Here is a 24,140-nt window from a genome sequence, read left to right as displayed (position 1 = left end):
TTCGACAACCACCGTGAGTGACGGCTACTGCATCTTCTGACTCCACATACCTGCCTCTGATGGCGTGAGACTACAAACAATCGACCCTACCCCGTCGTTGTCTTGCGTTCAACAAGGCATTTTGAGAACGTGGGTATTTGTGTATAGTGAGTGCTGAGTGACCATCTCAGTAGATATCTCCGTCGTTGGAAAGAGAAAAGAGAGTCTTCGAGTTGGGCTCTACTCAGATATTATCGAGATACTTCCGTCGCTGCTCCGCTTTCACCTCGGGTGAGCGCTCGTCGTAGTGCTCTTCAAGGACGTCTCTGCTCACGTTCATTCGATCTCCCACAATATCGACGGGCACATCATTAGTCAAGAAGTGTGTGATGCTTCCTCTCCGTATCGCGTGGGGGTTGGCTGCTTCAGGACACTTCTTGTCCGGGTCCTGTTTACAATCAGGACACTCCTTATCGATATAACACGGAGACGTGACCCGATACACCGTCCTGCGAATACTATTGCGGTGCATTCGACCGTGAGCCGTGGTGAATAGTGGTTCCCGACCAAACTCATCAGTTATCGGGTCCCGATTCGTCTCCACATAATCCTCAATTAGTCTTGCTAACTCGGTTGTTATTGCAATCAGCCGTTCACCACTATTGCCATTTTTTAGTGTCGTACCTTGGTCCGGACGGTGTTCGAGTTGGAGCGACTCTCGATCACAGTCCACATCCTGTATATCGATAGAATTTGCTGCACCAACCCGCATCCCCGTCTCCCAGAGAAGCGCGATTATGACGTGTTCTGTTGATGCATACTGGTACTTCGACAGATATTCTAAGATCTCCTCGGCTCTCTCAGACTCGAGTAGTTCATTCCGACTCCGCTCACTTCGCTTGACCCGCGGGATCATCAGCTTTGTATAGAGATTCTCCGGCACGGCTTCAACGGAGGCGGACCACTTCAAGAAGACTCGTAACCCAGATAGCATATTCTTGATTGTGAGCTTATTGAGGTCCTCTTTTTCCCCTAACCACAGACGATAGCGCTGAATCTCTCTGCCAGAGAGATCGTTCAGATTGTCAATACCCTCCTCATCACACCACGCCAGGAAGTGCTTCAATCGGTACCGATGGTTCTGGACAGTCGATTCGGTACAGTTCACGGCCTTGTGCTCCAAGAACAGCTTAGTTGCTGCCTTGGGATCAAGCGGTTCAAGATCGTTTTCTCCTATGGGCATCCTTGACACGGACCCCAGTTAGAGGACATCTATCGCGTGAATTCGGGGGCGAAGAGTCCGTACGTACTACGCAGCATGTCCGCCCCGACCCACTCGGTTTCTTCTCGAATTCGAAGGATACGGAGCAGGCCGGCGTTCCCGCCGAGCGAAGCGAGGCGGGAGCCAGAGGACGAGCGAAGCGAAGTCCTCGCGGTTCGAATCCGCCCCGACCCGTCTCTGATTCCTCGCAACGAAGAGCGACAGCGAGGAGTCCGCGGAATCGCGATGGACACGCGGATTCGAACCAGGGAGCTCGCGCGCAGCGACGCGAGCACGTCCGACCGTGATTTATAACCAGGACATAAAATTAGTCTGCCGCTCATCGGTACTATTCTCTGAAGCAACGCATAGTTACACGACAGTTTTAGCGAAGTGTACTACCTCCCGGGGTTACGTAGTAAACGCCTTTGTCTCTCGCAGGTTTGATTGTTAGCTAGCGACGAGTATGAACCTCAATCCAGTCTCACGGCAACACAAGATCCAGGTTCGAATGGGCATCAATCTGCATTTCTGTTGCCTCCCATCTTTCGAATAATGGTATCTACCCCAAGCGTCCTCGATTCGTCGACCGTCTTGCTTGTTGGGGCAAGCGAGTGGATCACGCAATGTGCAGCGTCGCTCGAAACACGGACTAACGCAACTGTTCAAACGGTTGGAACCAAATCGGAGGCGGTTGATGTCGTCCAGAAGAGGGCCACGGACTGTCTTATTAGCGAGTACACGCTACCGGTGTCAACCGGAATTGAACTCCTCAGAGAGGTCCGCACCGAAACCACCACGCTGCCAGTTATCCTCGGTACTGCCGGTGGGAGCGAAGCTATAGCCAGTGAGGCCATCGAAGCCGGCGTCACCGACTACATCGCGCTCACAGGCTCAGCCGAGCAGCGGACTGACGAGATCATCAACCGAACGGAGCGCGCGATTCGGTCCGCACAGCGGTCGGTCACGCAACGAGAGCGAGCCAGACAGTTCGACGCGATATTCAACGATTCGCGGACGGCGACCTGGGTGCTGGATCCGGATGGCTCGCTCGTCCGCGTGAATGGGACCGCACGGGAGATGATCGACGAGGACGTCGACACGATTGTCGGCGAACCCTTCTGGACGCTCCCGTGGTGGTCGCAACCGGACGCGGCGAACGCTGACGTTCGACAACTCGCGGAGAAGGCACTCCGCGGGTCGTTCGGTAATGCAGTCGTCCAACAGCCGCCCGACATCGATGATCCGCGCGTCATCGATCTCTCCGTCCGCCCTGTCGAGAACGAACGCGGTGAACTGGTCTCGGTCGTCGTCGAAGGCGTCGACATCACCGAACGCGTCGACCTCGAACGTGATCTCCGACAGTCGGAGGAACTGCATCGGATTACGTTGAACAATATGACCGACACCATCCTCATCACGAACGAACAGGGCGAGTACACCTACGTCTGTCCCAACGTCCACTTCATCTTCGGCTACACGGCTGACGAGATTCGCGAGCAAGGGACGATCGACGACCTCCTCGGTGAGGATCTCTTCGATCGTGACGAACTTTCGGGTGAGAACGTTCTCAAGAACATCGAGACGACCGCGACGGACAAAGCGGGTCGTGAGCACACGCTCCTCGTTAACGTTCGCGAAGTCTCGATTCAGGACGGGACCCTCCTCTTCAGTTGTCGGGATATCACGAAACGCAAGCAGCGCGAGGAGGCACTCGCAACGCTCCACGAGACGGCCCGTGATTTCCTCTACGCCGAGACTCACCGAGAGATTGCCCAGCATATCGTCGACGATACGCCTGGTGTGCTGAATCTGGATGCGAGTGCGGTCTATCTCTTCGATGCCGACACCAACAGTCTTCGACCCGCAGCACACTCAGCCACGTTGAAAGAACTCAACGGACCGCTCCCCACCGTTCACGCCGACGGAGAGACGCTTCCGAGTTACAGTTTCGTGGAAGACGACGCACTGTTCTTCGACGATATCCACGAGGCTGACCGACTCGAAAACCGGGCGACCGACCTGCGCAGTGCAACCTACATTCCACTCGGCAACCACGGTGTATTCGTCGCCGGCTCAGACCAAATTGGCGTCTTCGACGACGTAACCCGAGAGCTGGCCGATCTTCTCGCCGCAACCGCTGAGGCAGCTCTCGACCGCGTCACACGGGAGTCCCGGCTCCGTGAACAGGATCGCACACTCCAGCAGCAGAACGAACAGCTCACCGCCCTGAATCGTATCAACGAGACGATTCGGGAGATCGATCAAGCCATCGTGCAAGCAGAAACCCGAGAGGAGATTGACCATACCGTCTGTGAGCTTTTGACCGCCGACGACCGGTTCAGGTTCGCCTGGATAGGGACGGTTGACCCGGCGACCGACACTGTCGAGCCACGGGCCTGGGCGGGCTCCGAACAGGGATATCTGGACAGTCAGTCGTTTGCCGTCGACGTGGCAAACGCAGAGCCAGCCGGACAAACCGCGGCCACTGGCGACGTGACGATGGTGACAAACGTCGCTGCCGGCCTCCGCGAGGAGCAGTGGCGCAAAGACGCACTCGCTCGCGACTACCTCTCCGTGTTGAGTATTCCCCTCGTGTACAACGAACTCACTCACGGGGTCCTGACGGTCTACGCACCGACCCAGGATGCGTTCGACGACACGACAGAGGCCGTCCTGGTCGAACTCGGCGAAACCATCGCGTCTGCTCTCAGTGCGATCGAGCGGAAGAATGCGCTGCTCACGACATCGATGACGCGCGTCGAGTTCACTATCGATGATCCGGCATTCGTCCTCTCACGGCTCGCACGGGACGCAGCGTGCACACTCTCGTATCAGGGCGGGGTCCAGCAGTCCACAGAGGGGAGTTACGTGTTTGTCACCGTCGAAGATGCATCCCTGGAAGACGTCGCAGAAGCCGCCTCGCAGTTGGTTGCGATCGATGATGTCCAGACGATCAGTACCGAGGGTGAAGGCGGCGTTCTGCGACTCCGGCTCACGCAGCCGTTTCTCGCTTTAGAGCTGGCCGATCACGGCGCCGTGTTCCGCGAAGCGACGGCTGATCCAACCACGACGACGCTGGTCATCGATATCCCGGACAGTATCGACGTCCGAACGATCAGCCAACTCGTCCGGGAGACGTTCTCCACCGTCGATCTCCGCGCCAAGCAGACGCTCGATCAGACCGCAACACACGATCTCTATTCGAGGTTCCTCGACAAGCTGACCGAGCGACAGCTCGAGGTGATCCAAACCGCATACTACAGCGGGTACTTCGAGTCACCACGCGAGAGCACCGGTGAAGACGTTGCAGCGACGTTAGGGATCTCTCCACCTGCCTTCTACAAACACGCTCGGACCGTCCAGCGGAAACTGTTTGCGACGCTCTTCGAAGGGAGCAACCTCCCCGTCGCCGGCTCCGCTAAGGTGGTTAAATAACGAACCGCTGTTCGATAAGATGGTTTGGTAACGAATAACCGAATATTCCCTTATACACGTATAATCCGTATCCAGAGTGCCCCGATCTGCGTGTCGGCACTCGTGACCTACAATGAGAGATGTCGACCCCAAATCGGCCGAAGAAACCCCTTACGAGTGCTTCGACTGTGGGACTATCATCGTCGCAGAGACCAGTCCCAGCCAGTGCCCCGACTGCGGTGGACCGATGCGAAATCGTCGCATCCAGCTTGAATGACGATGGCATCGAAAACCGATAGTGCCCGCGACGAGGCGGAACCGTCTGCCACGTCGGAGTCTGCGCTCGAAACGGCCCGTCGTCAGCTGTACCGTGCTGCCAACCGTCTCGATATCGACCCGAATGTCGTCGAACGACTCAAATACCCGAAACAGGTTCACGAGGTAACGATCCCCGTAGAGCGGGATGACGGCACCGTCGAGATGTTCACAGGGTATCGAGCCCAACACGACAGTGTGAGAGGTCCGTACAAAGGCGGGCTTCGGTACCACCCCGAGGTGACAAGAGACGAGAGCGTCGGCCTCAGTATGTGGATGACCTGGAAATGCGCCGTTATGGATCTGCCTTTCGGCGGGGCCAAAGGCGGTGTCGCTGTCAACCCCAAAGAACTGAGCTCGGACGAAAAGGAGCGGCTCACCCGCCGGTTCGCACAGGAACTTCGTGATGTCATCGGCCCCAATCAGGATATTCCCGCTCCCGATATGGGAACGGATCCGCAGACGATGGCGTGGTTGATGGACGCGTACTCGATGCAGGAAGGTGAGACGACACCAGGCGTCGTCACCGGCAAACCGCCGATCGTTGGCGGCAGTAAAGGGCGCGAAGAGGCCCCGGGTCGAAGTGTCGCGATCGTCACGCGGTTGGTCTGTGAGTACTACGACCGCCCACTCGCGGAGACGACGGTGGCAGTCCAGGGCTACGGGAGCGTCGGGGCGAATGCTGCACGGTTACTCGACGACTGGGGGGCGACCGTCGTCGCGATCAGCGACGTGAACGGGGCGATGTACGAGCCGGACGGAATCGATACGGCGTCCATCCCGTCGCACGACGAGGAACCGGAAGCCGTCACCACGTATGCAGACACCGTGATTTCGAACGACGAGTTGCTCACGCTCGACGTTGACGTACTCATTCCCGCAGCGCTGGGCAACGTGATCACCGAGCAGAACGCAGAAGCAATCGCCGCGGAGTTCGTTGTCGAAGGCGCGAACGGCCCGACGACCTCGTCGGCCGATTCGATTCTCGCAGAGCGGGATGTCGCCGTGATTCCAGATATTCTCGCCAACGCTGGCGGTGTCACAGTGAGCTATTTCGAGTGGCTCCAGGACATCAATCGGCGGGCGTGGTCGCTCGAACGGGTGAACGACGAGCTCGAAACGGAGATGCAGGCCGCCTGGCGGGCCGTCCAGACGGAGTTCGAACGCCGCGACGTCACCTGGCGGGATGCAGCCTATATCGTGGCGCTCTCACGTATCGCTGCGGCTCACGAAGCCCGCGGACTTTGGCCATAGCGATGACGCCTCTCCCTACTGAGCGGGCCCGAAAGCCGGCAACTCCGCTCGAACGTGGGGCCATACGACTGTTTCGTCTGTCATCTATTGGAGGCATAGGGGTTGTCACTGGATTCATAGGGTATCTCACACTCGGGGCTGTCTGTCACTGGTTGGGGTTCTATGACCCGGGATTCAGGGTTCTGAGTTTTGACGATCCTGTTTTCATCGTTCTCGGAGTGATCACAGGAGCGATTATTTGTCTGGTATCCGGGTCGCTGGCAGTATCCACTCAGCTTCTCGAGCCAGGGGATGAAAGAGCACGACTCGTTATCCTACTGAGTTTGATTGCGTTCGGGTTCGGCGCCGCGACGCTCCGAGTGACTGCCGGTCCTGCTCAGACGTATCTCGCCGAGCTACTTGGGCTGTAGCGGACTCACGGGGAATTCGACTGGTGACCACTATTTACTCCGGCAAAAGTACAACTGTTAGTGGCCACCGGAAACGAGATGGAGGCCGGCAATTCCGAAGATAATCACGGCGATGAAGGGGAGGCGAGCGCGAGAAGACGGAACGAAACGGCGACATATTCCGATGTCCGTGTGGCTACCAAGGGCAGGCCGACCTGGAAATTTTGCGGACTTCCTCGAACAGCAGGTTGGTGAAAACGTAGTTGGTTCGATAGCACGCCCGCTGTACGTCACGTGCGAGAACCACAACTGGTCGAAGTCATCCGTCGTTATCTAAAAGACGAACCGCGTGACAGCGGCGGCTTATCGAGGGTGCTTTTCGGAAGGGACGATGGAGGTGTCGAGCGTGCACAACGAAACCTCCTCGTCGCGAATGATGTGTCGGCTCACTACACTGTTTCCCTCTGCGTTTCTCGAAGAGCACGCCGAGGAACTCGGCGTGGTCGAACGCGAGGGCAAACTGCAGAGTTCTGTCCCCGTGTGGGCGCTCGTGTTCGGCCCGATCAAGAGAACTCAGTACTTGTACAGCGAGACGACGAACGGAAGGCGGTCGTACATCCAGACGGCCACCGGGAGTCCGACGATGGTAATCGAAGCGACCCACGCGATCGACATCCAGATCCCACTCAGCCACCAACCGACCAGGAGGAAGTACACCGCGCGAACGATGAGCGAGTACTGCTCGCTTGTCGATTCGGTGACGGTTACGCCGCCGGTCTCGGTTTGAGTAATCGTCATCGTGATGGTCTGATCCTTCAGCGAGACGATCTTCGGCACCTTGTTGATCATCTTGATCCCGAACGGCATCCCGATGATCGTGAGGTTGAGGAACCACGCCACGCTCAGCCAGATCCCGCTCGCCCACCATCCAATGAGGAGGAAGTAAACTGCGCGAACCACGATCGAGGGCGTCGTGTTACGCTGCTCGACGGTGGCATCCATACCGGGGCCGTGCTGATTCCTTGTGGGTGAGTCGTTCATAGGCGAGTCTAAGTTGGGAATACGGTTAAGACTGCGGACGCACCTACTACGGGTTCTGGGTGTTCTCCACGGGACAGCTCTCGGATTCGCCGATACCGCCAGGGGTACTCTCCTCTCGTGTGATACTGATTACTCTCACGTTTTACCGCCGAGCGCCATCCTCGTTGGCGGCGCTCGGCGGGAAGAGACGAGAGTAATCAGTATGAGGAAGAACAGATCAAACAGTACTCGGCTGCGACGGCTGACTTCGAGTGGGCGTAGGTGGTACGATGGATCCGAAATCTCTGGTCGACCGGTTCGATGGTCTCTTCGACGACCCCGAACAGGACATCGAAGGCACAGGGAAGCTGAAAAACTTTGATAGCTATTTGGGCGGGTCGGATCGTGAGGTCGATTTTTGGCCGACGACGAGCACCCATCGTCAGGTGTCGCCCGCGTCTCGCACGCATCGGCATCCACGCCGTTTCCTCAGGAACTGGACCACATCGTAGAGTCGTCGTCGAACTCGTCGAGGCGCACTACGTGGGACCTCTTGTATCGTTCGAAAGTCTTCGCTCATACGACCGCACGCAGTCGTGCGATCGGATGAGCAATCAGTTGCGAACGCTCCTATAACATCGGTGCACCGACAGCGTAGTTGCCGGCCCGCGATTCCCCCTCTTCGATCGGCCGAACCAGAAAAATTTTAATGTCATTTTTCTAGTAAAATATAATGTATATTGCTTAATTGTTAATTTGTCCGGTGCGTTCAGGTTACGATTTGGAGAATAGCGATTGATAAGATCTGAGTGGGGGAAATAGAGTATATTCCGTCGATATATTCACTATACAAACAAAATAGTGGCTATCAGCCTCAAAATACGCAAAATATGATTCGGCAGCGGCTCCGCCGAGTGAAAAACACTGGAAAACGTAGTAGTCGCCTGAGAGTGAATATTAGACTAATTTATCGGATTTAAGCACCGGAGAGTCAGTCTCGACTAGTGATCAAGCGGCACCGATATCCAAAGCGAAATGCCGTTGTCTATCAGTTATCAATTATATTAATAATACTTATTTTATTCGCGATCGTTCCGTCGGCAGCGAGAGTGATCGAGCGACTTCTCATAATGGTTACTCTCACTGTTTGCCGCCGAGCGCCGCCAACGGGGGTGGCGCTCGGCGGGAAGAGACGAGAGTAGTCATTATCAGAGGGCCAAATCGACAGCCCGCGCTCCCGGAGCCCCGTTGACTCACCTGAACTTCGGGATTCGGATTCGCGTCGACACCAGCCTAGGGGGAAACCCACTCGCCGCGCTCGTCGCTGCGTTCGATGGCGTCGAGGATGCGTTGAACGGCCAGCCCAGCCTCGAAGTCCGGCGAGTGTGGTTCGTTGGACGCCACCGCGGTGAGGAACTCGTAGTTCTCGTGGATGAGCGTGTGTTCCCAGCCGAGGACGTGCCCGGGCGGCCACCAGTGGTCGACGTAGGGATCGCCGGGATCGGTGACCATCACGGTCTCGAATCCGCGGCTGTCGCCGGTGTGGACTTCGAGCTCGTTGAGGCGTTCGAGGTCGAACCTGAGTGAGCCCTCCGAGCCGTTGATTTCGATGACGTTGCCGTTCTTGTGACCGGTGGCGTACCGCGACGCCTCGAAGACGCCCATAGCGCCGTTCCCGAACTCGACTTGGGCCGTGTAGGCGTCGTCGACCGTGACCGGCCGGGTCTCCGCGGTGTCCTCGCCTTCGGCGTCCAACGCCGACCCGGACTCGCCCGGAACGGGGCGCTCGTCGACGAACGTTTTCAGGTGGCCGGAGACGCGCGTGATCTGTTCGTCGAGGAGGTACTGCGCGAGGTCTAGCGAGTGCGCACCCAGATCCCCGAGCGCGCCCGAGCCGGCAATCTCCTCAGAGTTGCGCCAGCTCCAGGGCGCTGTCGGGTCGACAAGCCAGTCCTGCAGGTACTCCGCGCGGACGTGGTGGATGTCGCCGAGTTCTCCCTCTTCGATGAGCCGTCTGGCGTACTGGATGGCGGGCACGAACCGGTAATTGAACGCAACGCCGGCGGTGGCATCGCTGTCCCTGGCGGCCTCGGTCATCCGCTCTGCGTCCTCCAGAGTATGTGCGAGCGGTTTCTCACAGAAGACGTGGGTGTCTGCCTCGAGGGCGGCGATCGAGGGATCGGCGTGGACGTTGTTCGGTCCCAGGTTGTAGAAGACGTCCACCTCGTCGACGACGTCCCGCCAGTCGGTCGCATAGCGATCGAATCCGAGCTGGTCGACGGCCTCGGACAGCGCCTCCTCGTCGCGACCCACGAGCACGTCGCGTTCGACGGCCGGGGCGTCCGGGAAGAACATCCCGAGGCGGGCGAGCGCGTTCGCGTGGGCCGTGCCGATGAACCGGTATCCAAGGAAGCCTACTGACAGTGTCATCGAATCACGCCCAGTAGGCATCGCCGGGTTGCGTCTCGAAGACCGCGCGCTGGAGGATATCGACCGCCTTCTCCAGGCCCTCACGGCCGGATGTCAGGGAGTCCTCGTGCTCGATGGAGAGTGCGCCCTCGTAACCGACCATCCTGAGCGTCGAGACCACCTCCTTCCAGTGGGCCTCGTCGTGGCCGTAACCGATCGATCGGAACAGCCACGACCGGTTCGGCTCGTCCGTATAGGGGTTGGTGTCGAGATAGCCCTTCACGCGGGCGTTGTGTTCGTAGAGTCCGGTGTCCTTGGCGTGGAAGTGGTGGATCGCGTCGTGGTCGCCGAGGAAGCGGATCGCCTCCGTGACGTCGATTCCCTGCCAGTAGAGGTGCGAGGGATCGAAGTTCGCGCCGATACGTTCGTTGGTCGCCTCCCGGAGCCGGACCAGCCCCGTCGGCTCGTAGACCAGCATATTCGGGTGCATCTCGAGACAGATATTCACGTCGTGCTCCGCGGCGTGGTCGGCGAGCTCCCGCCACCGGGGGATGGCGACCTCCTCCCACTGGTACTCCAGCGCCTCGGCGTGTTCGGGCGGCCAGGGAGCGGTAATCCAGTTCGGAACCTCGCCTGCCGGACTCCCCGCGGGCAGTCCCGAGAACGTGTTTACGTTGTCGACGCCGAGTTGGTCAGCGAGTCGGATCGCTTCCCTGATTTCGGTGGCCGCACGCTCAGCGCGTTCCTCGTCGGGGTGGAGGGGATTGTTGTGAGTCGACAGTGCGCTGATACGGAGGTCGTGTTCGTCGACGAGGTCGAGCAGATCGGCCTGGGCCTCTTCGTCGTCGAGGAACTCCTCGCGGGGGAGATGGTCCTCGCCGACGAATCCACCGCAACCGAACTCCACCGCGTCGACGCCGATCCCCGAGAGATAGCCCAGTGCCTCGTCTACCGGTTCACCACCGAGTGCAACAGTCAGGACTCCAATGTCCATACGATGGATAACATCAGGAGCTGAAATAAATCTAAGGGGTATTACTCATCCAGGTTCCGCCGTCCCCCAGCACGCGAAACCTACGTCGGCTACAAACTGATCCGTCACCGTCAGTAGATCGGAGGTACACCCGACGTTCGTCGACGGATACAGCACGAAAACGGCGAACGAGGACAAAAGAATACGGCGACGGCAGGGCTCGAAAGCGGCGGTCACCCGGTCGATAGGCCGACAGCGACAATACCGGCAACGACGAGCCAAAACAGCATAGCCGTGGCGACGACGATAATGGACCGCGAGCGGGGTAGCTCGTGTCGCTCTGCGACGCCGGCGTACATCGTCCATCCGATCACAAGCAGAATTGGCACGGACACGATGAGAGCGGAGACGATCGGAGAGACGAGGAAGAAGATGTCGTAGCCGACCATCACGATCGGGATCGCAAACAACGGCGCGGCGGCCAGCCCGTAGCAGACCGTGACGAGTGTGTCCTCGTAGTCGCCGGGGCTATCGACGGCCTGGGCCGCAATCTCGATGGCGGCGTACGCCACCAGTGCCATCAGCATCAAGAAGAGGTACACCTGTGCGACCGTTTCGGGCCAGCCGCCGAGCAGGAACAGTTTGAACCCCTCGGCGCCTAATCCCACCACCGAATCCACGGCGCTGTTCCCGAGAAGCCACGCGAGGACGTTCGTCGCCACGGCCGCGACGCCGACCGTCAGGACGAGGAACCCGAACATATCGTCGGTCGTCTTCTGTTCGGCTCTCGTCCTGAAGAACTCCCGCGGGGACCGGACGAGATTCCGCAGCGGTTCACCGTACCACGACCGCAGGAGGTCGTAGCTGAACCCTTTCAGGATGACGTCGAGCCCGATAGCGGCGATGATGAACCCGCCGGTGATGACTCCCTGCCAGCCGCTGACGTTCAACCCGGCCAGCGCCAGGACGTTGTTGGCCGTCGCGAGAACGAGCGCCCCGAACAGGACGCCGACCATCGATCCTTGACCGCCGGTGAGTTTCGTCCCGCCCAGGACCACCGCGGCGATGACGACAAGCGCCAGCCCGTTCCCGGTTCCCGAGGAGACGGAGCCGAAGCGCCCGAGGAAGGCAAGCCCCGCAAACGCCGCCGTCAGTCCGGCGAGACCGAAACATCCCAGTTTGACGATCTCGGGGTCGATTCCGGTCGTCTCGACCGATTCGATGTTGTCGCCGGTCGCGCGGGCGTGGAGACCGAAACGCGTGTAGTGCAGGATATAGTGGAACACCACGAGCAACACAAAAATCCAGACAATCAGGATGGAAAACTGGCCGAACGTCTTCGTTTCGGCGTGAATAAACGGGACCTGATACGTGATCGGTCCGCTCAAGAACGGCATATCGGCGAGAATGATCGGGCCGCCGAGCCACTTCAGCAGCCCCAGATTCCCGGCCGACGCCGTCGTGCCGCCGATCAAGATCCGGTGGACGCCCCGTAAGAGGGTCAGTGTCCCGATCGTGACGATCAACGACGGCAGTTTGAGTTTCGTCACGACCAGTCCTTGCGTGATGCCGAAGATGACGGAGAACACGAGCACGACCGTGACCACGAAAAGCGGGGTGAAGCCGAACGCGTCGCCGCCGATCAGGATCGCACCGATCCCCGCCGCGACCCCGTACATCGACCCGACAGACAGGTCGAACTCCCCCGTTACCATCAGCAGCGCCACACCATACCCGATGATAGCCGTCGTGCCGGCCGACCGGAGAATCCGCGCCATATTGTCCAAAAGGAGGAAGCGCGAGGCGTCGATATAGACCCCCACGAAGAAGATTGCAATGAGTCCGACGAGGACGCTTCCCTCCCGCCGCTCGAAGATCCAACTTACAGTCGTTCTGAGTCGCGTCCCCAGGCTGGCTGATTCCGTTGCCATCCTGGATCAGCGCTCCCGCTCCCTGTGCATCCGTTCGACGATATCGATCCGTTCGATGTCGTCTTTGTTGGTGTCGAGCACCTCGATGACCTCACCGTCGCGCATAACGGCGATCCGGTCGGCGACATCGACGACGACGTCGATCTTGTGTGAGATGAGAATCACCGACTTCTCGCCGTCCGGGATACCTCTGACGAGGTCGATTATCTTGTCGGTCCCGGTCGTCGACACCTCCGACGTCGGTTCGTCAAGGATGATGATCGGTGGGTCCCTGATGAGCGCGCGGGCCACCGCGACGGCCTGTTTCTGCCCGCCGGAGAGCTCGTTTACCTTCGAGCGGGGATCGAAGTTGAACCCGATCTCCGCGAGCAGTTTCCGGCTTTCCTCGATCATATACCCCTGGTCCGTCCGGCGGAGCAGCCACCCTTCCGGTCCGTCTTTGAGCGGTTCCATCCCGAGAAAGATGTTGTTCGCGGCGGTGGCGTTCGGACTCAGGTGCTGTTCCTGATAGACCGTCGCGATGCCGGCGTCCATCGCGTCTTTCGAGGACGAGAAGAACTGTTTGGCCAGCCGACCGTCCTGCCGGAGGTAGATCGATCCGGCCGTCGGCTGGAGGACGCCCGAGAGCATCCTGATAAACGTGGTTTTGCCCGCGCCGTTGTCGCCAGCGATCGCCAGGATCTCGCCAGCGTTGACATCGAGGCTGACATCCCTGACGGCTTCGAGCGCCCCGAAGAACTTGGTGAGGTCCCTCGTCCGGAGGACGACGTTCTCGTCGGTCCCCTCGACAGCCGGCTCCGAATCAAGTCCGGTCTCCGACCGCGGGGACTCGACGCCGTCTAACTCCGATTCACCGTCCGATTCCGATTTTGATTCAGACATATATTGAGTAAGCTCGACAGTGCGTTGTCAGTGCGTTCGGACGGGCTGGTTCACTGCAGGAACTCGTAGTTGCTCTCCTGCCACTGCAGGAGCCCGTCGTCACCGGCCCACGACCTGCGCTCGAGTGCGAAGGGGACGTTATCGTCGTCCCAGACCGAGACGCCCCACTCGAGGTCTTTCATCTCGATACCTCGTTCGAGGTACATCCAAGCCATCGGGATGTTCTGGAACCCCTGGCTGTAGGGGTCCTGTCCGACGGTGAAGTCGACGTTGCCCGCCTCGATCTGGTTGAGCAGCGGCCGCAACAGGTCGAATCCGCAGACGACCATCGGCCCCTCGAGTTCACCCGCCTCGAGTGCCTGTCCCGCTCCGACCGCTCCCCAGAACGCCGAGCAGACAACCGCATCGACGTCTTCCCCGGAGATCGTGTTGACGATCTGGCTCTGGGCGTCCGCGATGCTCGCGGGCGGGTTGATGATCTGGTCGTTGTAGAGGCTCACTGACGGATCGCTCTGGGCCTTGAAATACCGCTCGGCGGTCCCGAGGTCGGCCGCGTCCTGGTTGACCCGTCTGGTGACCGAGGGATTGTCCGGGAGTTCGTTCGTAATCAACACGGTGTACTCGTCCTTGTCGGGCATCTTCTCCTGCATCCGGTCGTAGGCCTCCGCGGCCATCGCGGCTCCGCCCCGTGCGTCTCGGACGCCGACGTGCGGAACGATCATCGGCTCCTCACGGTAGGAGAACCCGACCTCATCGGTCATATAGTCGTAGTTCCAGTCTCTGGTTGCCGGCGTCGAGTGGCCGTTGATAACGGCAATGTCGTTGTCCAAGGCGTTCTGGATGGCGTCGTTGTAGGCCTCGTTGTTGAGCACTGTCGTCACCAGGACGTCGCCGGGATCCATATTCGAGACGTTCTGTTCGATGAGACTCACCTGGTCCGGAATACCGCCGTCCGCCGGCGGTCCAGTGACCTGTCCGTCCCAGCCGAACACGTTGAGCGCGTCGTGGAACCCGCAGGTCATCGGAATGAAGAACGGATTGTCGATGTTCTGGAGGACGAACACCGCCGTGCGCTCGTTCTGTCCCGACCCTTCGCGGGTCTTCGAGGGCTCCCATCCCGGCGGGGCGACGGCCGGGTGGCGAGAGAACTCGAAATCGGCCGTCCCACCCCCCTGTCCGCCTCCGCCTCCATCTCCATCTCCACCGTCACCGCTCCCGTTCGTGGTCGTGTTCTCGTCGTTCTGCGTCTGACACCCAGCCAGCCCGAGCGCTGCACCCACTGCCCCCATCTGTTTGACTACGGTCCGGCGTGAGACGTTCGCCCCCACGTCGATCGAAATACTACCATCGGTAGTTCCATCTGGTGATGGCATACCACACCATCATTAGAGAAAGTATATAAAAGTACCTGATGGATCCGGTCCCCGATTCTCCGCACGCGCGCCAGGTTACATCACCGCGATTGGATCTCCACTGTCTCGTCCCGTCGGTCGGCGTCGTAGACCGCCTCCATCGTCAGCATATCGACGAAGCCGTGTTCGGCATCGGGATGTGGGTCAGTTCCAGTCAGTAGACAGTGTGCGAAGTAGTCGAACTCCTCGGTCATCTGATCGACCTGCGGGAAGTCGACCTCGTAGCGTTCTCCGCCCACCGAAATCCGGAATCCGCGGTCCTGAGAGTTGTAGAACGCGGGTTCGATCACCACCTCTCCCTCTGTGCCAGTCACCCGGAGGTGGCTGGATTTGTAGGCCCCTTGGCTGGCGGTACACGCCGCGGAGACCCCGTCGGGAAAGAGGAGAGTGAACACGGCGTGCTCGTCCCCGACGTCCTCGAACTCCGCCCGGTCGTGGGTCGTTCGGCCCTGTACCGCCACGGGATCTCTGTCGAGGACGAACCGCGCGGTATTGATGGGGTACAGCCCGAGGTCCATCACCGTGGCGCCACCCGAGAGGTCGGGGTCCAGACGCCACTGATCGGGGTCCGGGATCATCTCCAAGAGCCGCTGGGACATATTCGCGTGGACCTGTACCGGGTCACCGATGAGTCCCGCCGCGACGACTTCCCGGGCCCGGCGGACGGCAGGTTCGGTCTGCATCCGGTAGGCGATCATCACGTCGACGTCGCTGTCGGCTGTACGGTCGACGATCTCGCTCGCCCGGTCGACGGTCGCCTCCATCGGTTTCTCACAGAGGACGTCCTTCCCGAGTCGAACTGCGGTCTCGACGAACGGCAGGTGCAGTCCGTTCGGCGTACAGATGTAGATCGCGTCGTAGGCCTCCGTTGCTTCGCCGTTATGGAACTCCTCGTACGTTATCGCGTGTTCGATCGTGGGCGCGAGACCAGTCGCCTCCCGCGCTTTCCCCATCGAACCGCTCACGAGGACAGTTGTATCGACGAACGCTGACTCCCGAACCGCAGGAATCGCCTGCTCCCGCGTCCACCAGCCGATACCGATCATCGCGACCCGCACGGTCCCCGGATCCTCCGCCGTTTGCCAGTCCCTGAGAGTGAAGTCTTCGAACGGGAACTCCATACCGAAACAGGAACGACCACTCACTTAAATACACACGCCGGCGGGTCACTGGGGGTGAGAACGGATACCAGTCAGACGCTGATAGCGGGGGTCGAGAGGACACCAGTCAGACGCTGACGACGGGGTTCGAGAGGATACCGATGTTCTCGATCTCGATGGTCACGTGGTCGTCCGCCCGGAGGGAGAACCCTTCCTCGGGAACCAGCGACGTCCCCGTCAGCAACACCGCAAGGTCGGGGACCGTGTTGTGGCGAGTGTAATAGGAGACGAGATCCTCGCAGGTTCGGACCATCTCGGCAGTGTTCGTCGATCCGTCGTAGACTGTCTCTCCGTCGCGTGAGATCTGCATAGACATATCGAGCGTCTGCGGGTCCCGAATGTCCGTCGCGATGCAGGGGCCGAGCGAACAGCATCGGTCGTACACCTTCGCTTGGGGCAGATACAGAGGGTTTTCGCCCTCGATGGACCGGCTGCTCACGTCGTTGCCCACCGTGTACCCGACCGGTTCGCCACGGAACAGGACCACCCCGAGTTCGGGCTCGGGGACGTTCCAGTCCGAGTCGGTCCGAACTCCGATCGCGTCGTCCGGACCGACGGTCCGATCCCGGGTCGATTTGAAGAACAGTTCGGGCCGCTCGGCGTCGTAGACGTTGACGTACATCTCGGGCATACTGCTTTCGCCCCTGCGGGCCTCCTCGCTGATCTGATAGGTTACCCCCGCTGCCCAGACTTCATCGACATCGATCGGGAGACCGCAGGTCTCTCTCACCGCCTCCGTCGAAAGCGGGTCGGCACCACTCAGATGTGGCTCGGCCACTTCGTCGGGCGTGCAGTCGGTGATTTCGGCGGTCCGGACGAGCGCTCCGAACGAGTCGAGATCCGGCTTCACGGACGTGAGATCGTAGGCGCCCGAGTCTGTCTCGACGGCCAGTATAGACTGCCCTCGTCGGCTGAGCTGATAATACCGCATATCCTCATCTCTGCGTATCAGTATATGAAAGTTACGCCGACCGGGCGTGAGTACCTGATCGGCCGGACACAGCGCGTCCCGGAATGGCGTCCGGATCCGTGAGCCTGCGATCTCAACGCTCTGTTACCCGCGTCGCGGCGGCGCCTGTTCGCACCTTCGAGAGGGGTAATTCACGGGTGCTTCGTTTCCAGTGACGGAGTTTTTCGCGGGCTTGTGTCTGAGACTCTCATACTGATTACACTCGTCGCTTCCCGCCGAGTGCCGTCATCGGGGTGGCACTCGGCGGTGAACAGTGAGAGTAATCAGTATCACGCCTCGTCGAACAGTTCCGCGCCTTCGACGAGGTTCGCCTCGACAGCGTCCAAATCGAGGGTCAAACCGAGACCGGGTTCGTCCGGGACCGCCATCCGGCCATCCGCGATGAGTCCCGACTCCTCGACAAGGTCTTCCCACCACCCGAGTTGGTAGGAGTGGAACTCGACGGCCAGGGCGTTCGGGATGGCCGCTCCGAGATGCGCACTCGCCATCGTCCCGATCGGCGAGGACACGTTGTGCATAGCGACGGGCACGTAGAACACGTCGGCGAGGTTCGCGATCTTCATTCCCTCGCGCAGTCCGCCAACTTTCGGGATGTCGGGCGCGACGATGTCGACGGCTTCCTCAGTCAGCAGGCGGCGGGTCCCGTGGGTTCGGTAGACGTTCTCGCCGGTGGCGATCGGCGTCGCCGTCGACTGTGTGACGGTCCGCTGGACATCGTGGTTCTCGGGCGGAATCGGGTCTTCGAGCCACCAGACGTCGTACGCCTCGAGTTCGCGGGCGAGCCGTCGTGCGCTCCCGGCGCTGTAGGACCAGTGGCAGTCGAATGCGACGTCCGCGCGGTCGCCGACCTGCTCTGTGACGGCCGCGACGATCTCGGCTTTGTGCTCGATCTCCGCCGGCCGCAGATGCCGGTTCACCCGGTCGGTCCCGTGGCCCGACGGGACGTCGAGATCGAATTTCAGTGCGTCGTACCCGAGTTCCTCGACGACGCGCTCGGCCTCGTCGGCGTTTGCGGCCGGTTCCGCCTCGTCACCCGCGTGACAGTCACAGTAGACCCGGACCGCGTCGCGGTACTTGCCCCCGAGCAACTGGTAGACCGGCACCTCGAGGAGTTTGCCCGCCGCGTCGTGGAGCGCGATCTCGACGCCGGAGATCGCCGAGATCACCTTCCCGGAGATCGATCCCTCGCCCGACATCTTCTGCACGAGGTGTTCGTACAGCCGGTCGACGTCGAGGGGGTTCTCCCCGAGCAAAAACGGTTTCATTCGGTCGATGATAGCGGTGTCGCCGCCGCCCCAGTAGGACTCGCCGGTCCCGACGACGCCCGCATCGGTGTAGACCCGAACGAGGATCCACGGGTAGTTCCCGTCGACCATCGTCGTCTGGACGTCGGTGATTTCGGCGTCGCGTATCTCCCCACCGGACCCGAGCCCAAGGGTCCCTCGCGACAGGTCGCGCATAGTGTACTCCGCGTTCGGGTCGCTCAATCGGTCGTGGTGAACCATTGCGTCAACCACAAACAGTGTCTCCGACTTATACCTTCCCGCTACAGAGACACCCGGCCTGCGAACCGCACCCAAACATCAATATACGATGGTATAGAAAACCGAAGCGACGATGCAAGCCGGGTCACCGACAGCCTTACTGATAATGATTACTCTCACTGTTTCCCACCGAGCGCCACCCCCCCGGTGGCGGCGCTCGGTGGGAAGAGACGAGAGTAATCATTATGAGGCCAACCACTTCGTCGACGAGAGCGAGGCCCGCGTCGCGAAAATACAGTTGTATTCCACAATGTGGAATAACATTTAACAAGACAACACGAAAAGACAGCATCATCGAAATGCCAGCAAAAAACCCAATCAAGTCGACCGAAACGACGTTCAGAATCGTCGAGGGGCTACAGGCGCTCGACGGTGCCGGCGTCTCGGAGATCGCGGCACACACCGACCTCCCCAGAAGTACCGTGCACAACTACCTGAGCACGCTGGAACAGGAAGAGTACGTCGTCAACGACGACGGCCAGTACGAGGTGGGAATCCGGTTCCTGGAACTCGGCGCGTACGCGCGCAACCGGCGGCAGATCTACGAGATCGCGGAACCCGAAGTGACAGGTCTCGCCGAGGAAACGGGGGAACTCGCGAATCTTCTTATCGAGGAGCACGGCCGCGGGACGTATCTTCAGCGGGCGCGCGGCGAACAGGCGGTCCAGGTCGAGGCACACGTCGGCACGCGGGTCTCACTGCACTCGACGGCGCTCGGCAAGTCGATTCTGGCACACCTCCCCGAGTCCCGAGTGGACGAAATCATCGAGCGGCACGGACTCGAACCGACGACGCCGCGGACGGTCACCGACCGAGAGGAACTGTTCGATCAACTCGAGGAGATCAGAGAGCGCGGGTACGCGCTCGACGACGAGGAGCGACTGGAGGGACTCCGCTGCGTCGCAGCACCGATTCTGAGCAATGAAGACCGCATCCTCGGCGCGGTGAGCGTGTCCGGTCCTTCCCATCGCATCCGGGACGAACACTTCCGGAAGTCACTGCCCAAGCGGGTTCTCGAAACCGTCAACGTCATCGAACTCAACGTCACCTACTCGTAGTACCCACGACCTGGGGGGATTCCACATATTCGAATTGCGCTCTCGGCGCGGTCACGATAAAATCCCGGGAATAATGGGCAAAAATCTCACACTTCCACCTCGAATCGGGGGGGCTGAATCGGATATACCGCAAAAAGGAACCGAATTCGGCTATCAATCAGGCGAACAGTTATCCCACAATATGGAATTTCGTTAGTCAGTTTCAAATACACCGCGGGATGGTGGAACCGGCCGTCGGGATCATCCCGACTCGATAGCGATTTGACCTCCGGCCCCCAAGGCGTCTGCCGACCGATGAGATTTCAATAACAAACGTACGCCTGTTACTTTTTGTAGGTGGAGCGTGCAACAGACACTCCTGTCACTCGAAGAGACGTCCGTAGTCGACCAGAAAATTGTGTCTCAGCAGGTTAGTGTTCGTAAGTATAAATTTTCTTATTATATAGTAGATTTATTTGTCGAGCAGAACTAAAGGAGATCGAAGCCAGGCCAATCGCAGACTCCGTTAATTTGTGTTGAACCTCGCAGTCAAATTACTCTTTTTGCGGGCCGATTGGACGAATACCAGGAATTCAAGATGATGAAGATTTGCCGCGTAGGAGAGGGTAATCAGCTCTAAATCGAGAGATTTGTATCATATACTAGTTTAATATCAGTTTAGTTTACCGAATATACAGTCGCCTGAAAGATCAGGGATAGTTTATTTCCCAGTAGAATTTAAATATCGGGTAATCGGTAGATATGCTCCTGCCTGGACCGGCGCTTTACCCAGGGTTGTGAAAATATAATCTTCCATTATATTATAGAAATTTTATAATAAGGTGCACTGGAATCGGATACACCGGTGAGGCTCGGCCGACAGGACCGAGTATCAGTGACCCACGACTGAAATCGTGGGCTTGTCGGTGGACTCCCCTTCTGCCGTCGTGGTGACGGAGGGATCCGTGATTTACTGCGCTTTCGTGACGAACCACCAATCGTAATAGTCGAGGGCGTCGTCGTCAGCCGCCTCGGCCCGGCGCGCTTTGGCGCCCTCCTCTGTGCCCGGAGGAGGCAAGAGGACGCGGTCACCGAACATTTCGTGTTCCGGCCAGTCGGCCGGTGCTGCGACCCCGTCGGCGTCGCTCTTCTGAAGCGCACGCAGCGAGCGGAGGATCTCGTCGATGTTGCGCCCGATCTCCATCGGATACGTCAACACGAGGCGGGTCGTCCCGTCGGGATCGACAATGAAGACGCTACGGACTGTCGAGGTGCCGGCTTCCGGGTGAATCATCCCGAGCCGCTCACCGACCGAGCCCTGATCGTCGGCGATAATCGGAAACTGGATGTCGACGTCGAGATTCTCGGCGATCCACTCGGTCCACTTGATGTGTGAGTGGACGCGATCGACCGACAGCCCGAGGAGTTCGGCGTCGAGTGCCTCGAACTCGTCGCGGCGCTGCTCGAAGGCGACGAACTCCGAGGTACACACCGGAGTGAAATCGCCGGGGTGACTGAACAGCACGAGCCACTGCCCCGCGTAGTCGTCGGGGATCGTCAGCTCACCGTGGCTCGTCTGCACGGTAAGTTGTGGAAACGGTTCTCCGATACCAGGCGGCCTCGCGGCATCGCCCGACTCTGCTGTGGAGCCTGTCATTGCGTTTTGTTCAACGGTATTGGATAAAATAAACAATACTGCGATATCTACATTCTGAATCACAAAGAAAGGTTTTTATTTTGCAAATATTATTCCAGCGAGTGCCATTTCGCAGAGGTATGCTAATGACCAGAGGTTCACTCGCCGGACTCGATCGGCATTCCGATCATATTCCCCCACTCGGTCCACGAGCCGTCGTAGTTGCGAACAGACTCGTAACCGAGGAGTTCCGAGAGCGCGAACCACGTGAGCGACGACCGTTCGCCGATCCGGCAGTAGACGATGATATCGTCGCTCGGGTCGATACCGCGCGAGCGGTACACTTCCCGAAGTTCGGCGGGCGGTTTGAACCGCATATCCGGTCGGATGTTATCGGCCCAGAACACGTTTTCCGCCCCGGGAATGTGGCCGCCGCGCATCGCCATCTCGTTCATCCCCGGCGGGGCCGTGATGTCGCCCCGGTACTCTTCGGGGAGCCGGACATCGATGAACGTGGTGTCGGTCTCGATCGCGTCCAGTACCTCCTCCCGGGAGGCCCTGACTGATGGGTTCGCCGGCGGCGACAACGATCTGCCGTACGACACCGTCGGTGGGGTGACTGGCTCTCTCGACAGCGGATAATCGTGATCGACCCAGTAGCCGCGGCCGCCGTCCATAATCCTGACGTCGGGGTGCCCGTAGTAGGTAAGCTGCCAGTACATATGGGCGGCGAACCAGTTCGAGTCGTCGCCGTAGACGACCACGGTCGTCTCGTCGGTGATACCGCAGGATCCGAGGAGCTTTTCGAGTTCGGTCGGACCGACGATGTCGTGGTAATCGTCCGATCGAAGGTCCGTCTCCCAGTCGATTTTCACGGCCCCGGGCGCGTGCCCGTAGTCGTAAAACGACGTGTTGACGTCGACCTCCAGGAGCCGGTACCCGGGATCGGCGGACTCGAACCGATCGAGCCGGTCTGCGACCCAGTCGGGGGAGACCAACACGGACGCTGGATAGGGAGACGTGCTCATACTGTTCCTCTCAGGGGGCCACTCTCGGGTTCCGGGCTGTGCGTTCTCGGAGTCATAGGTCCTGGTCGACAAAGGCTTTTGCGAGTTCGGCAGTCGCCCGACGGAGCCGGTAGGAGACCGTCGATCGCGGGAGCTCTAGTTCGGCTGCGAGTTCGTCCAGTGTGATTTCACGAGGCGTCTCGAAGTAGCCGCGGTTCACCGCCGCGGTCAGGACCTCCCGTTGCTCGGCGCGGATCCCGCTCGGCGACAACAGCCGGCTTTCCCACTGGTCGAGTTCGGTCAGATAGTCGAACGAGAACTGGAGGCCGTCGGCGAGTCGCCCACTCACCGTATCGTACACCATTCCCACGTTCTCGTCGTCCTGAACGAGGATATGCCACTGGGCCGTTTCGCCGGAGCGGGTCTGCCTGAACAGGAGCCCATCGGTGAAGTATTTGACCGCGATCAGCGGGATAGCATCACAGTACGACACGTCGGAGACGTAGGTGTACGTCATCCGCTGGCGGTTCTTCTCCGTGATTTGACTCGTGTGGCGGGTCGCTTCGCAGGATCGACCACTGACCGAGTAGCGATCGAGCGACTCGTCGAGTAACAGTTCATCGAGGGCCGTCAGATCCTCCGGATCGCCGGTGACCAGTTCCAGCACCCACATCTTCGAGGGATCCAGACACGCGTAGAGTGCTTCGGAGCGGAGCGACTCCCGATCGATGAACTGGTCGGTATACTCGTCAGCACCGGTGTCGTACGTGATCGTGAAGCTAAAATCGTACATATGCGAGCCTGCGAGGCGAGGCGATGCCGCCATCGCTTCCAGCGACTGTCGGACGGTCGGATGTTGTACTACGCCAACTTGCAGTGTATGTTCCTTCGGTCCGTAGCTGCCCCTGTATGCGTTTGCGTGACGTATTCGATCGGCGAATCGGCCCGGCGCTCCGGTGTCGCCTCTGCGTCCCGGCGGTTCTCGCGCTGCTCGTCGCGACCGCAGGGATCGTGTACGGAGTGACGAACGACGACATCGTGACGGCGTTAGGTGCGACGCTCTTCGTCCCCAGTGCGGTAATTCTATTCGGTATCGGCCTCAGACGGAGCGGGGTGTTGTCCGGTCGCGACGGACGCCGAGCGGGTTGACCGGACCGGGCCTCAGAGCAACGGGCAACGGCGCCCGAGTTGCCGGACTGGCACTCAAAACAGCAGGCAACGGCGCTCCGCCTGCCGGAACAATCGGGAGTACCGACCCGGCGGTCCCGCTTCGGGCGAACACGCGCGGGACGACACGGGTGGCAGCCGTCACTGAACATCGGTAACCCGACCGAGGACCAGCCTGTCCACGTTGTACATCAAGACCCCGACCAGCGCGAGAAGCGTCAGCAGGTAGCCGATCAACTGCGGTGGGCCGGAGACGAACTCGCCGAATAGCGCTCCCGCAAACCCGACGGCAACGAGTTCGACCCAGGTGACGAGGATCCGTGACGCCAACCGGACGCGGGTGTCGGAGCCGACACCTGAAACAGGACCCGACACGG

General features: G+C 59.8%; 20 protein-coding genes. 6 read left to right on the top strand and 14 right to left on the bottom strand.

The genetic code is table 11. The annotated features are described in order from the left end of the window. Positions 1 to 223 precede the first annotated feature (223 nt). Positions 224 to 1,222, bottom strand: coding sequence for a tyrosine-type recombinase/integrase (locus tag RJT48_RS03475; protein ID WP_311170828.1), 999 nt, complete (start codon positions 1,220 to 1,222; stop codon positions 224 to 226). Positions 1,223 to 1,795: 573 nt separating this feature from the next. Between RJT48_RS03475 and RJT48_RS03470 the strand changes: the two genes are divergently transcribed. The 3 genes from RJT48_RS03470 to gdhB all read left to right on the top strand — a co-directional run bounded on the left by RJT48_RS03470 (position 1,796) and on the right by gdhB (position 6,226). Beyond that, positions 1,796 to 4,678: a bacterio-opsin activator domain-containing protein gene (locus tag RJT48_RS03470; protein WP_311170827.1), complete on the top strand. Its 2,883-nt coding sequence runs from the start codon at positions 1,796 to 1,798 to the stop codon at positions 4,676 to 4,678. A 112-nt stretch (positions 4,679 to 4,790) separates the two neighbouring features. Next, positions 4,791 to 4,934, top strand: coding sequence for a rubrerythrin-like domain-containing protein (locus RJT48_RS03465; RefSeq protein ID WP_311170826.1), 144 nt, complete (start codon positions 4,791 to 4,793; stop codon positions 4,932 to 4,934). Beyond that, positions 4,931 to 6,226, top strand: a complete 1,296-nt coding sequence (gene gdhB / locus RJT48_RS03460) for a glutamate dehydrogenase GdhB (RefSeq protein ID WP_311170825.1) — start codon at positions 4,931 to 4,933, stop codon at positions 6,224 to 6,226. Before RJT48_RS03465 ends, gdhB begins: the two co-directional genes overlap by 4 nt. Before the next feature lie 962 nt (positions 6,227 to 7,188). Here the strand turns inward: gdhB and RJT48_RS03455 are convergent. Next, positions 7,189 to 7,617: a YccF domain-containing protein gene (locus tag RJT48_RS03455; RefSeq protein ID WP_311170853.1), complete on the bottom strand. Its 429-nt coding sequence runs from the start codon at positions 7,615 to 7,617 to the stop codon at positions 7,189 to 7,191. Positions 7,618 to 7,925: 308 nt separating this feature from the next. On the opposite strand from RJT48_RS03455, the gene RJT48_RS03450 reads away from it, so the two are divergent. After that, entirely contained in the window at positions 7,926 to 8,147 is a 222-nt protein-coding gene (locus RJT48_RS03450; protein WP_311170824.1) for a hypothetical protein, read from the top strand. Positions 8,148 to 8,928: 781 nt separating this feature from the next. On the opposite strand, the gene RJT48_RS03445 is transcribed toward RJT48_RS03450, so the two are convergent. The 8 genes from RJT48_RS03445 to RJT48_RS03410 all read right to left on the bottom strand — a co-directional run bounded on the left by RJT48_RS03445 (position 8,929) and on the right by RJT48_RS03410 (position 18,877). Beyond that, complete coding sequence (locus RJT48_RS03445; protein WP_311170823.1) at positions 8,929 to 10,065, bottom strand: Gfo/Idh/MocA family protein; 1,137 nt, start codon at positions 10,063 to 10,065, stop codon at positions 8,929 to 8,931. 4 nt (positions 10,066 to 10,069) lie between these two features. Beyond that, entirely contained in the window at positions 10,070 to 11,038 is a 969-nt protein-coding gene (locus tag RJT48_RS03440) for a sugar phosphate isomerase/epimerase family protein (RefSeq protein ID WP_311170822.1), read from the bottom strand. 212 nt (positions 11,039 to 11,250) lie between these two features. Beyond that, positions 11,251 to 12,948, bottom strand: a complete 1,698-nt coding sequence (locus RJT48_RS03435; protein ID WP_311170821.1) for an ABC transporter permease — start codon at positions 12,946 to 12,948, stop codon at positions 11,251 to 11,253. Between the two features lie 6 nt (positions 12,949 to 12,954). Continuing rightward, positions 12,955 to 13,830 carry an ATP-binding cassette domain-containing protein gene (locus RJT48_RS03430; protein ID WP_311170820.1) on the bottom strand — a complete coding sequence of 292 codons (876 nt, stop codon included), beginning with the start codon at positions 13,828 to 13,830 and terminating at the stop codon, positions 12,955 to 12,957. Positions 13,831 to 13,880: 50 nt separating this feature from the next. Next, a complete protein-coding gene (locus RJT48_RS03425) occupies positions 13,881 to 15,203 on the bottom strand; it encodes a substrate-binding domain-containing protein (protein ID WP_311170819.1) in 1,323 nt (440 codons plus the stop codon). A gap of 80 nt (positions 15,204 to 15,283) precedes the next feature. Continuing rightward, positions 15,284 to 16,363 (bottom strand): D-xylose 1-dehydrogenase Gfo6, encoded by a 1,080-nt coding sequence (gene gfo6, locus RJT48_RS03420; protein WP_311170818.1) that lies wholly within the window; start codon positions 16,361 to 16,363, stop codon positions 15,284 to 15,286. 106 nt (positions 16,364 to 16,469) lie between these two features. Next, positions 16,470 to 17,333, bottom strand: coding sequence for a fumarylacetoacetate hydrolase family protein (locus tag RJT48_RS03415; protein ID WP_311170817.1), 864 nt, complete (start codon positions 17,331 to 17,333; stop codon positions 16,470 to 16,472). Between the two features lie 308 nt (positions 17,334 to 17,641). Then, complete coding sequence (locus RJT48_RS03410) at positions 17,642 to 18,877, bottom strand: mandelate racemase/muconate lactonizing enzyme family protein (protein WP_311170816.1); 1,236 nt, start codon at positions 18,875 to 18,877, stop codon at positions 17,642 to 17,644. A gap of 332 nt (positions 18,878 to 19,209) precedes the next feature. Here RJT48_RS03410 and RJT48_RS03405 point away from each other — a divergent pair, with 332 nt between their 5' ends. Next, positions 19,210 to 19,974, top strand: a complete 765-nt coding sequence (locus RJT48_RS03405; protein ID WP_345784730.1) for an IclR family transcriptional regulator — start codon at positions 19,210 to 19,212, stop codon at positions 19,972 to 19,974. A gap of 949 nt (positions 19,975 to 20,923) precedes the next feature. Here RJT48_RS03405 and RJT48_RS03400 read toward each other — a convergent pair. From RJT48_RS03400 to RJT48_RS03390, 3 genes are all read right to left on the bottom strand, one after another. Next, a complete protein-coding gene (locus RJT48_RS03400; RefSeq protein WP_311170814.1) occupies positions 20,924 to 21,610 on the bottom strand; it encodes a peroxiredoxin in 687 nt (228 codons plus the stop codon). A 137-nt stretch (positions 21,611 to 21,747) separates the two neighbouring features. Next, the gene (locus RJT48_RS03395; RefSeq protein ID WP_311170813.1) at positions 21,748 to 22,617 is read right to left on the bottom strand and encodes a sulfurtransferase; all 870 of its coding nucleotides are present in this window, start codon (positions 22,615 to 22,617) and stop codon (positions 21,748 to 21,750) included. Positions 22,618 to 22,669: 52 nt separating this feature from the next. Next, on the bottom strand, positions 22,670 to 23,389 hold the full coding sequence (locus RJT48_RS03390; RefSeq protein ID WP_311170812.1) for a helix-turn-helix domain-containing protein: 720 nt from the start codon (positions 23,387 to 23,389) through the stop codon (positions 22,670 to 22,672). 116 nt (positions 23,390 to 23,505) lie between these two features. Between RJT48_RS03390 and RJT48_RS03385 the strand changes: the two genes are divergently transcribed. Next, positions 23,506 to 23,745: a hypothetical protein gene (locus RJT48_RS03385; protein ID WP_311170811.1), complete on the top strand. Its 240-nt coding sequence runs from the start codon at positions 23,506 to 23,508 to the stop codon at positions 23,743 to 23,745. Between the two features lie 159 nt (positions 23,746 to 23,904). On the opposite strand, the gene RJT48_RS03380 is transcribed toward RJT48_RS03385, so the two are convergent. Next, positions 23,905 to 24,138, bottom strand: a complete 234-nt coding sequence (locus tag RJT48_RS03380; protein ID WP_311170810.1) for a hypothetical protein — start codon at positions 24,136 to 24,138, stop codon at positions 23,905 to 23,907. Positions 24,139 to 24,140: the final 2 nt, after the last annotated feature.

This window comes from Halobellus ordinarius (assembly GCF_031823395.1).
GTDB lineage: Archaea > Halobacteriota > Halobacteria > Halobacteriales > Haloferacaceae > Haloquadratum > Haloquadratum ordinarius.
Note: the sequence above shows the minus strand (reverse complement) of the source record. Positions and strands in the feature narration are given on the sequence as shown.

Excerpts from the sequence above, each read along its gene's own strand:
- RJT48_RS03475 (WP_311170828.1), bottom strand. The coding sequence starts at position 1,222 with ATGCCCATAGGAGAAAACGATCTTGAACCGCTTGATCCCAAGGCAGCA.
- RJT48_RS03470 (WP_311170827.1), top strand. The coding sequence starts at position 1,796 with ATGGTATCTACCCCAAGCGTCCTCGATTCGTCGACCGTCTTGCTTGTT.
- RJT48_RS03465 (WP_311170826.1), top strand. The coding sequence starts at position 4,791 with ATGAGAGATGTCGACCCCAAATCGGCCGAAGAAACCCCTTACGAGTGC.
- gdhB (WP_311170825.1), top strand. The coding sequence starts at position 4,931 with ATGACGATGGCATCGAAAACCGATAGTGCCCGCGACGAGGCGGAACCG.
- RJT48_RS03455 (WP_311170853.1), bottom strand. The coding sequence starts at position 7,617 with ATGGATGCCACCGTCGAGCAGCGTAACACGACGCCCTCGATCGTGGTT.
- RJT48_RS03450 (WP_311170824.1), top strand. The coding sequence starts at position 7,926 with ATGGATCCGAAATCTCTGGTCGACCGGTTCGATGGTCTCTTCGACGAC.
- RJT48_RS03445 (WP_311170823.1), bottom strand. The coding sequence starts at position 10,065 with ATGACACTGTCAGTAGGCTTCCTTGGATACCGGTTCATCGGCACGGCC.
- RJT48_RS03440 (WP_311170822.1), bottom strand. The coding sequence starts at position 11,038 with ATGGACATTGGAGTCCTGACTGTTGCACTCGGTGGTGAACCGGTAGAC.
- RJT48_RS03435 (WP_311170821.1), bottom strand. The coding sequence starts at position 12,948 with ATGGCAACGGAATCAGCCAGCCTGGGGACGCGACTCAGAACGACTGTA.
- RJT48_RS03430 (WP_311170820.1), bottom strand. The coding sequence starts at position 13,830 with ATGTCTGAATCAAAATCGGAATCGGACGGTGAATCGGAGTTAGACGGC.
- RJT48_RS03425 (WP_311170819.1), bottom strand. The coding sequence starts at position 15,203 with ATGCCATCACCAGATGGAACTACCGATGGTAGTATTTCGATCGACGTG.
- gfo6 (WP_311170818.1), bottom strand. The coding sequence starts at position 16,363 with ATGGAGTTCCCGTTCGAAGACTTCACTCTCAGGGACTGGCAAACGGCG.
- RJT48_RS03415 (WP_311170817.1), bottom strand. The coding sequence starts at position 17,333 with ATGCGGTATTATCAGCTCAGCCGACGAGGGCAGTCTATACTGGCCGTC.
- RJT48_RS03410 (WP_311170816.1), bottom strand. The coding sequence starts at position 18,877 with ATGGTTCACCACGACCGATTGAGCGACCCGAACGCGGAGTACACTATG.
- RJT48_RS03400 (WP_311170814.1), bottom strand. The coding sequence starts at position 21,610 with ATGACAGGCTCCACAGCAGAGTCGGGCGATGCCGCGAGGCCGCCTGGT.
- RJT48_RS03395 (WP_311170813.1), bottom strand. The coding sequence starts at position 22,617 with ATGAGCACGTCTCCCTATCCAGCGTCCGTGTTGGTCTCCCCCGACTGG.
- RJT48_RS03390 (WP_311170812.1), bottom strand. The coding sequence starts at position 23,389 with ATGTACGATTTTAGCTTCACGATCACGTACGACACCGGTGCTGACGAG.
- RJT48_RS03385 (WP_311170811.1), top strand. The coding sequence starts at position 23,506 with ATGCGTTTGCGTGACGTATTCGATCGGCGAATCGGCCCGGCGCTCCGG.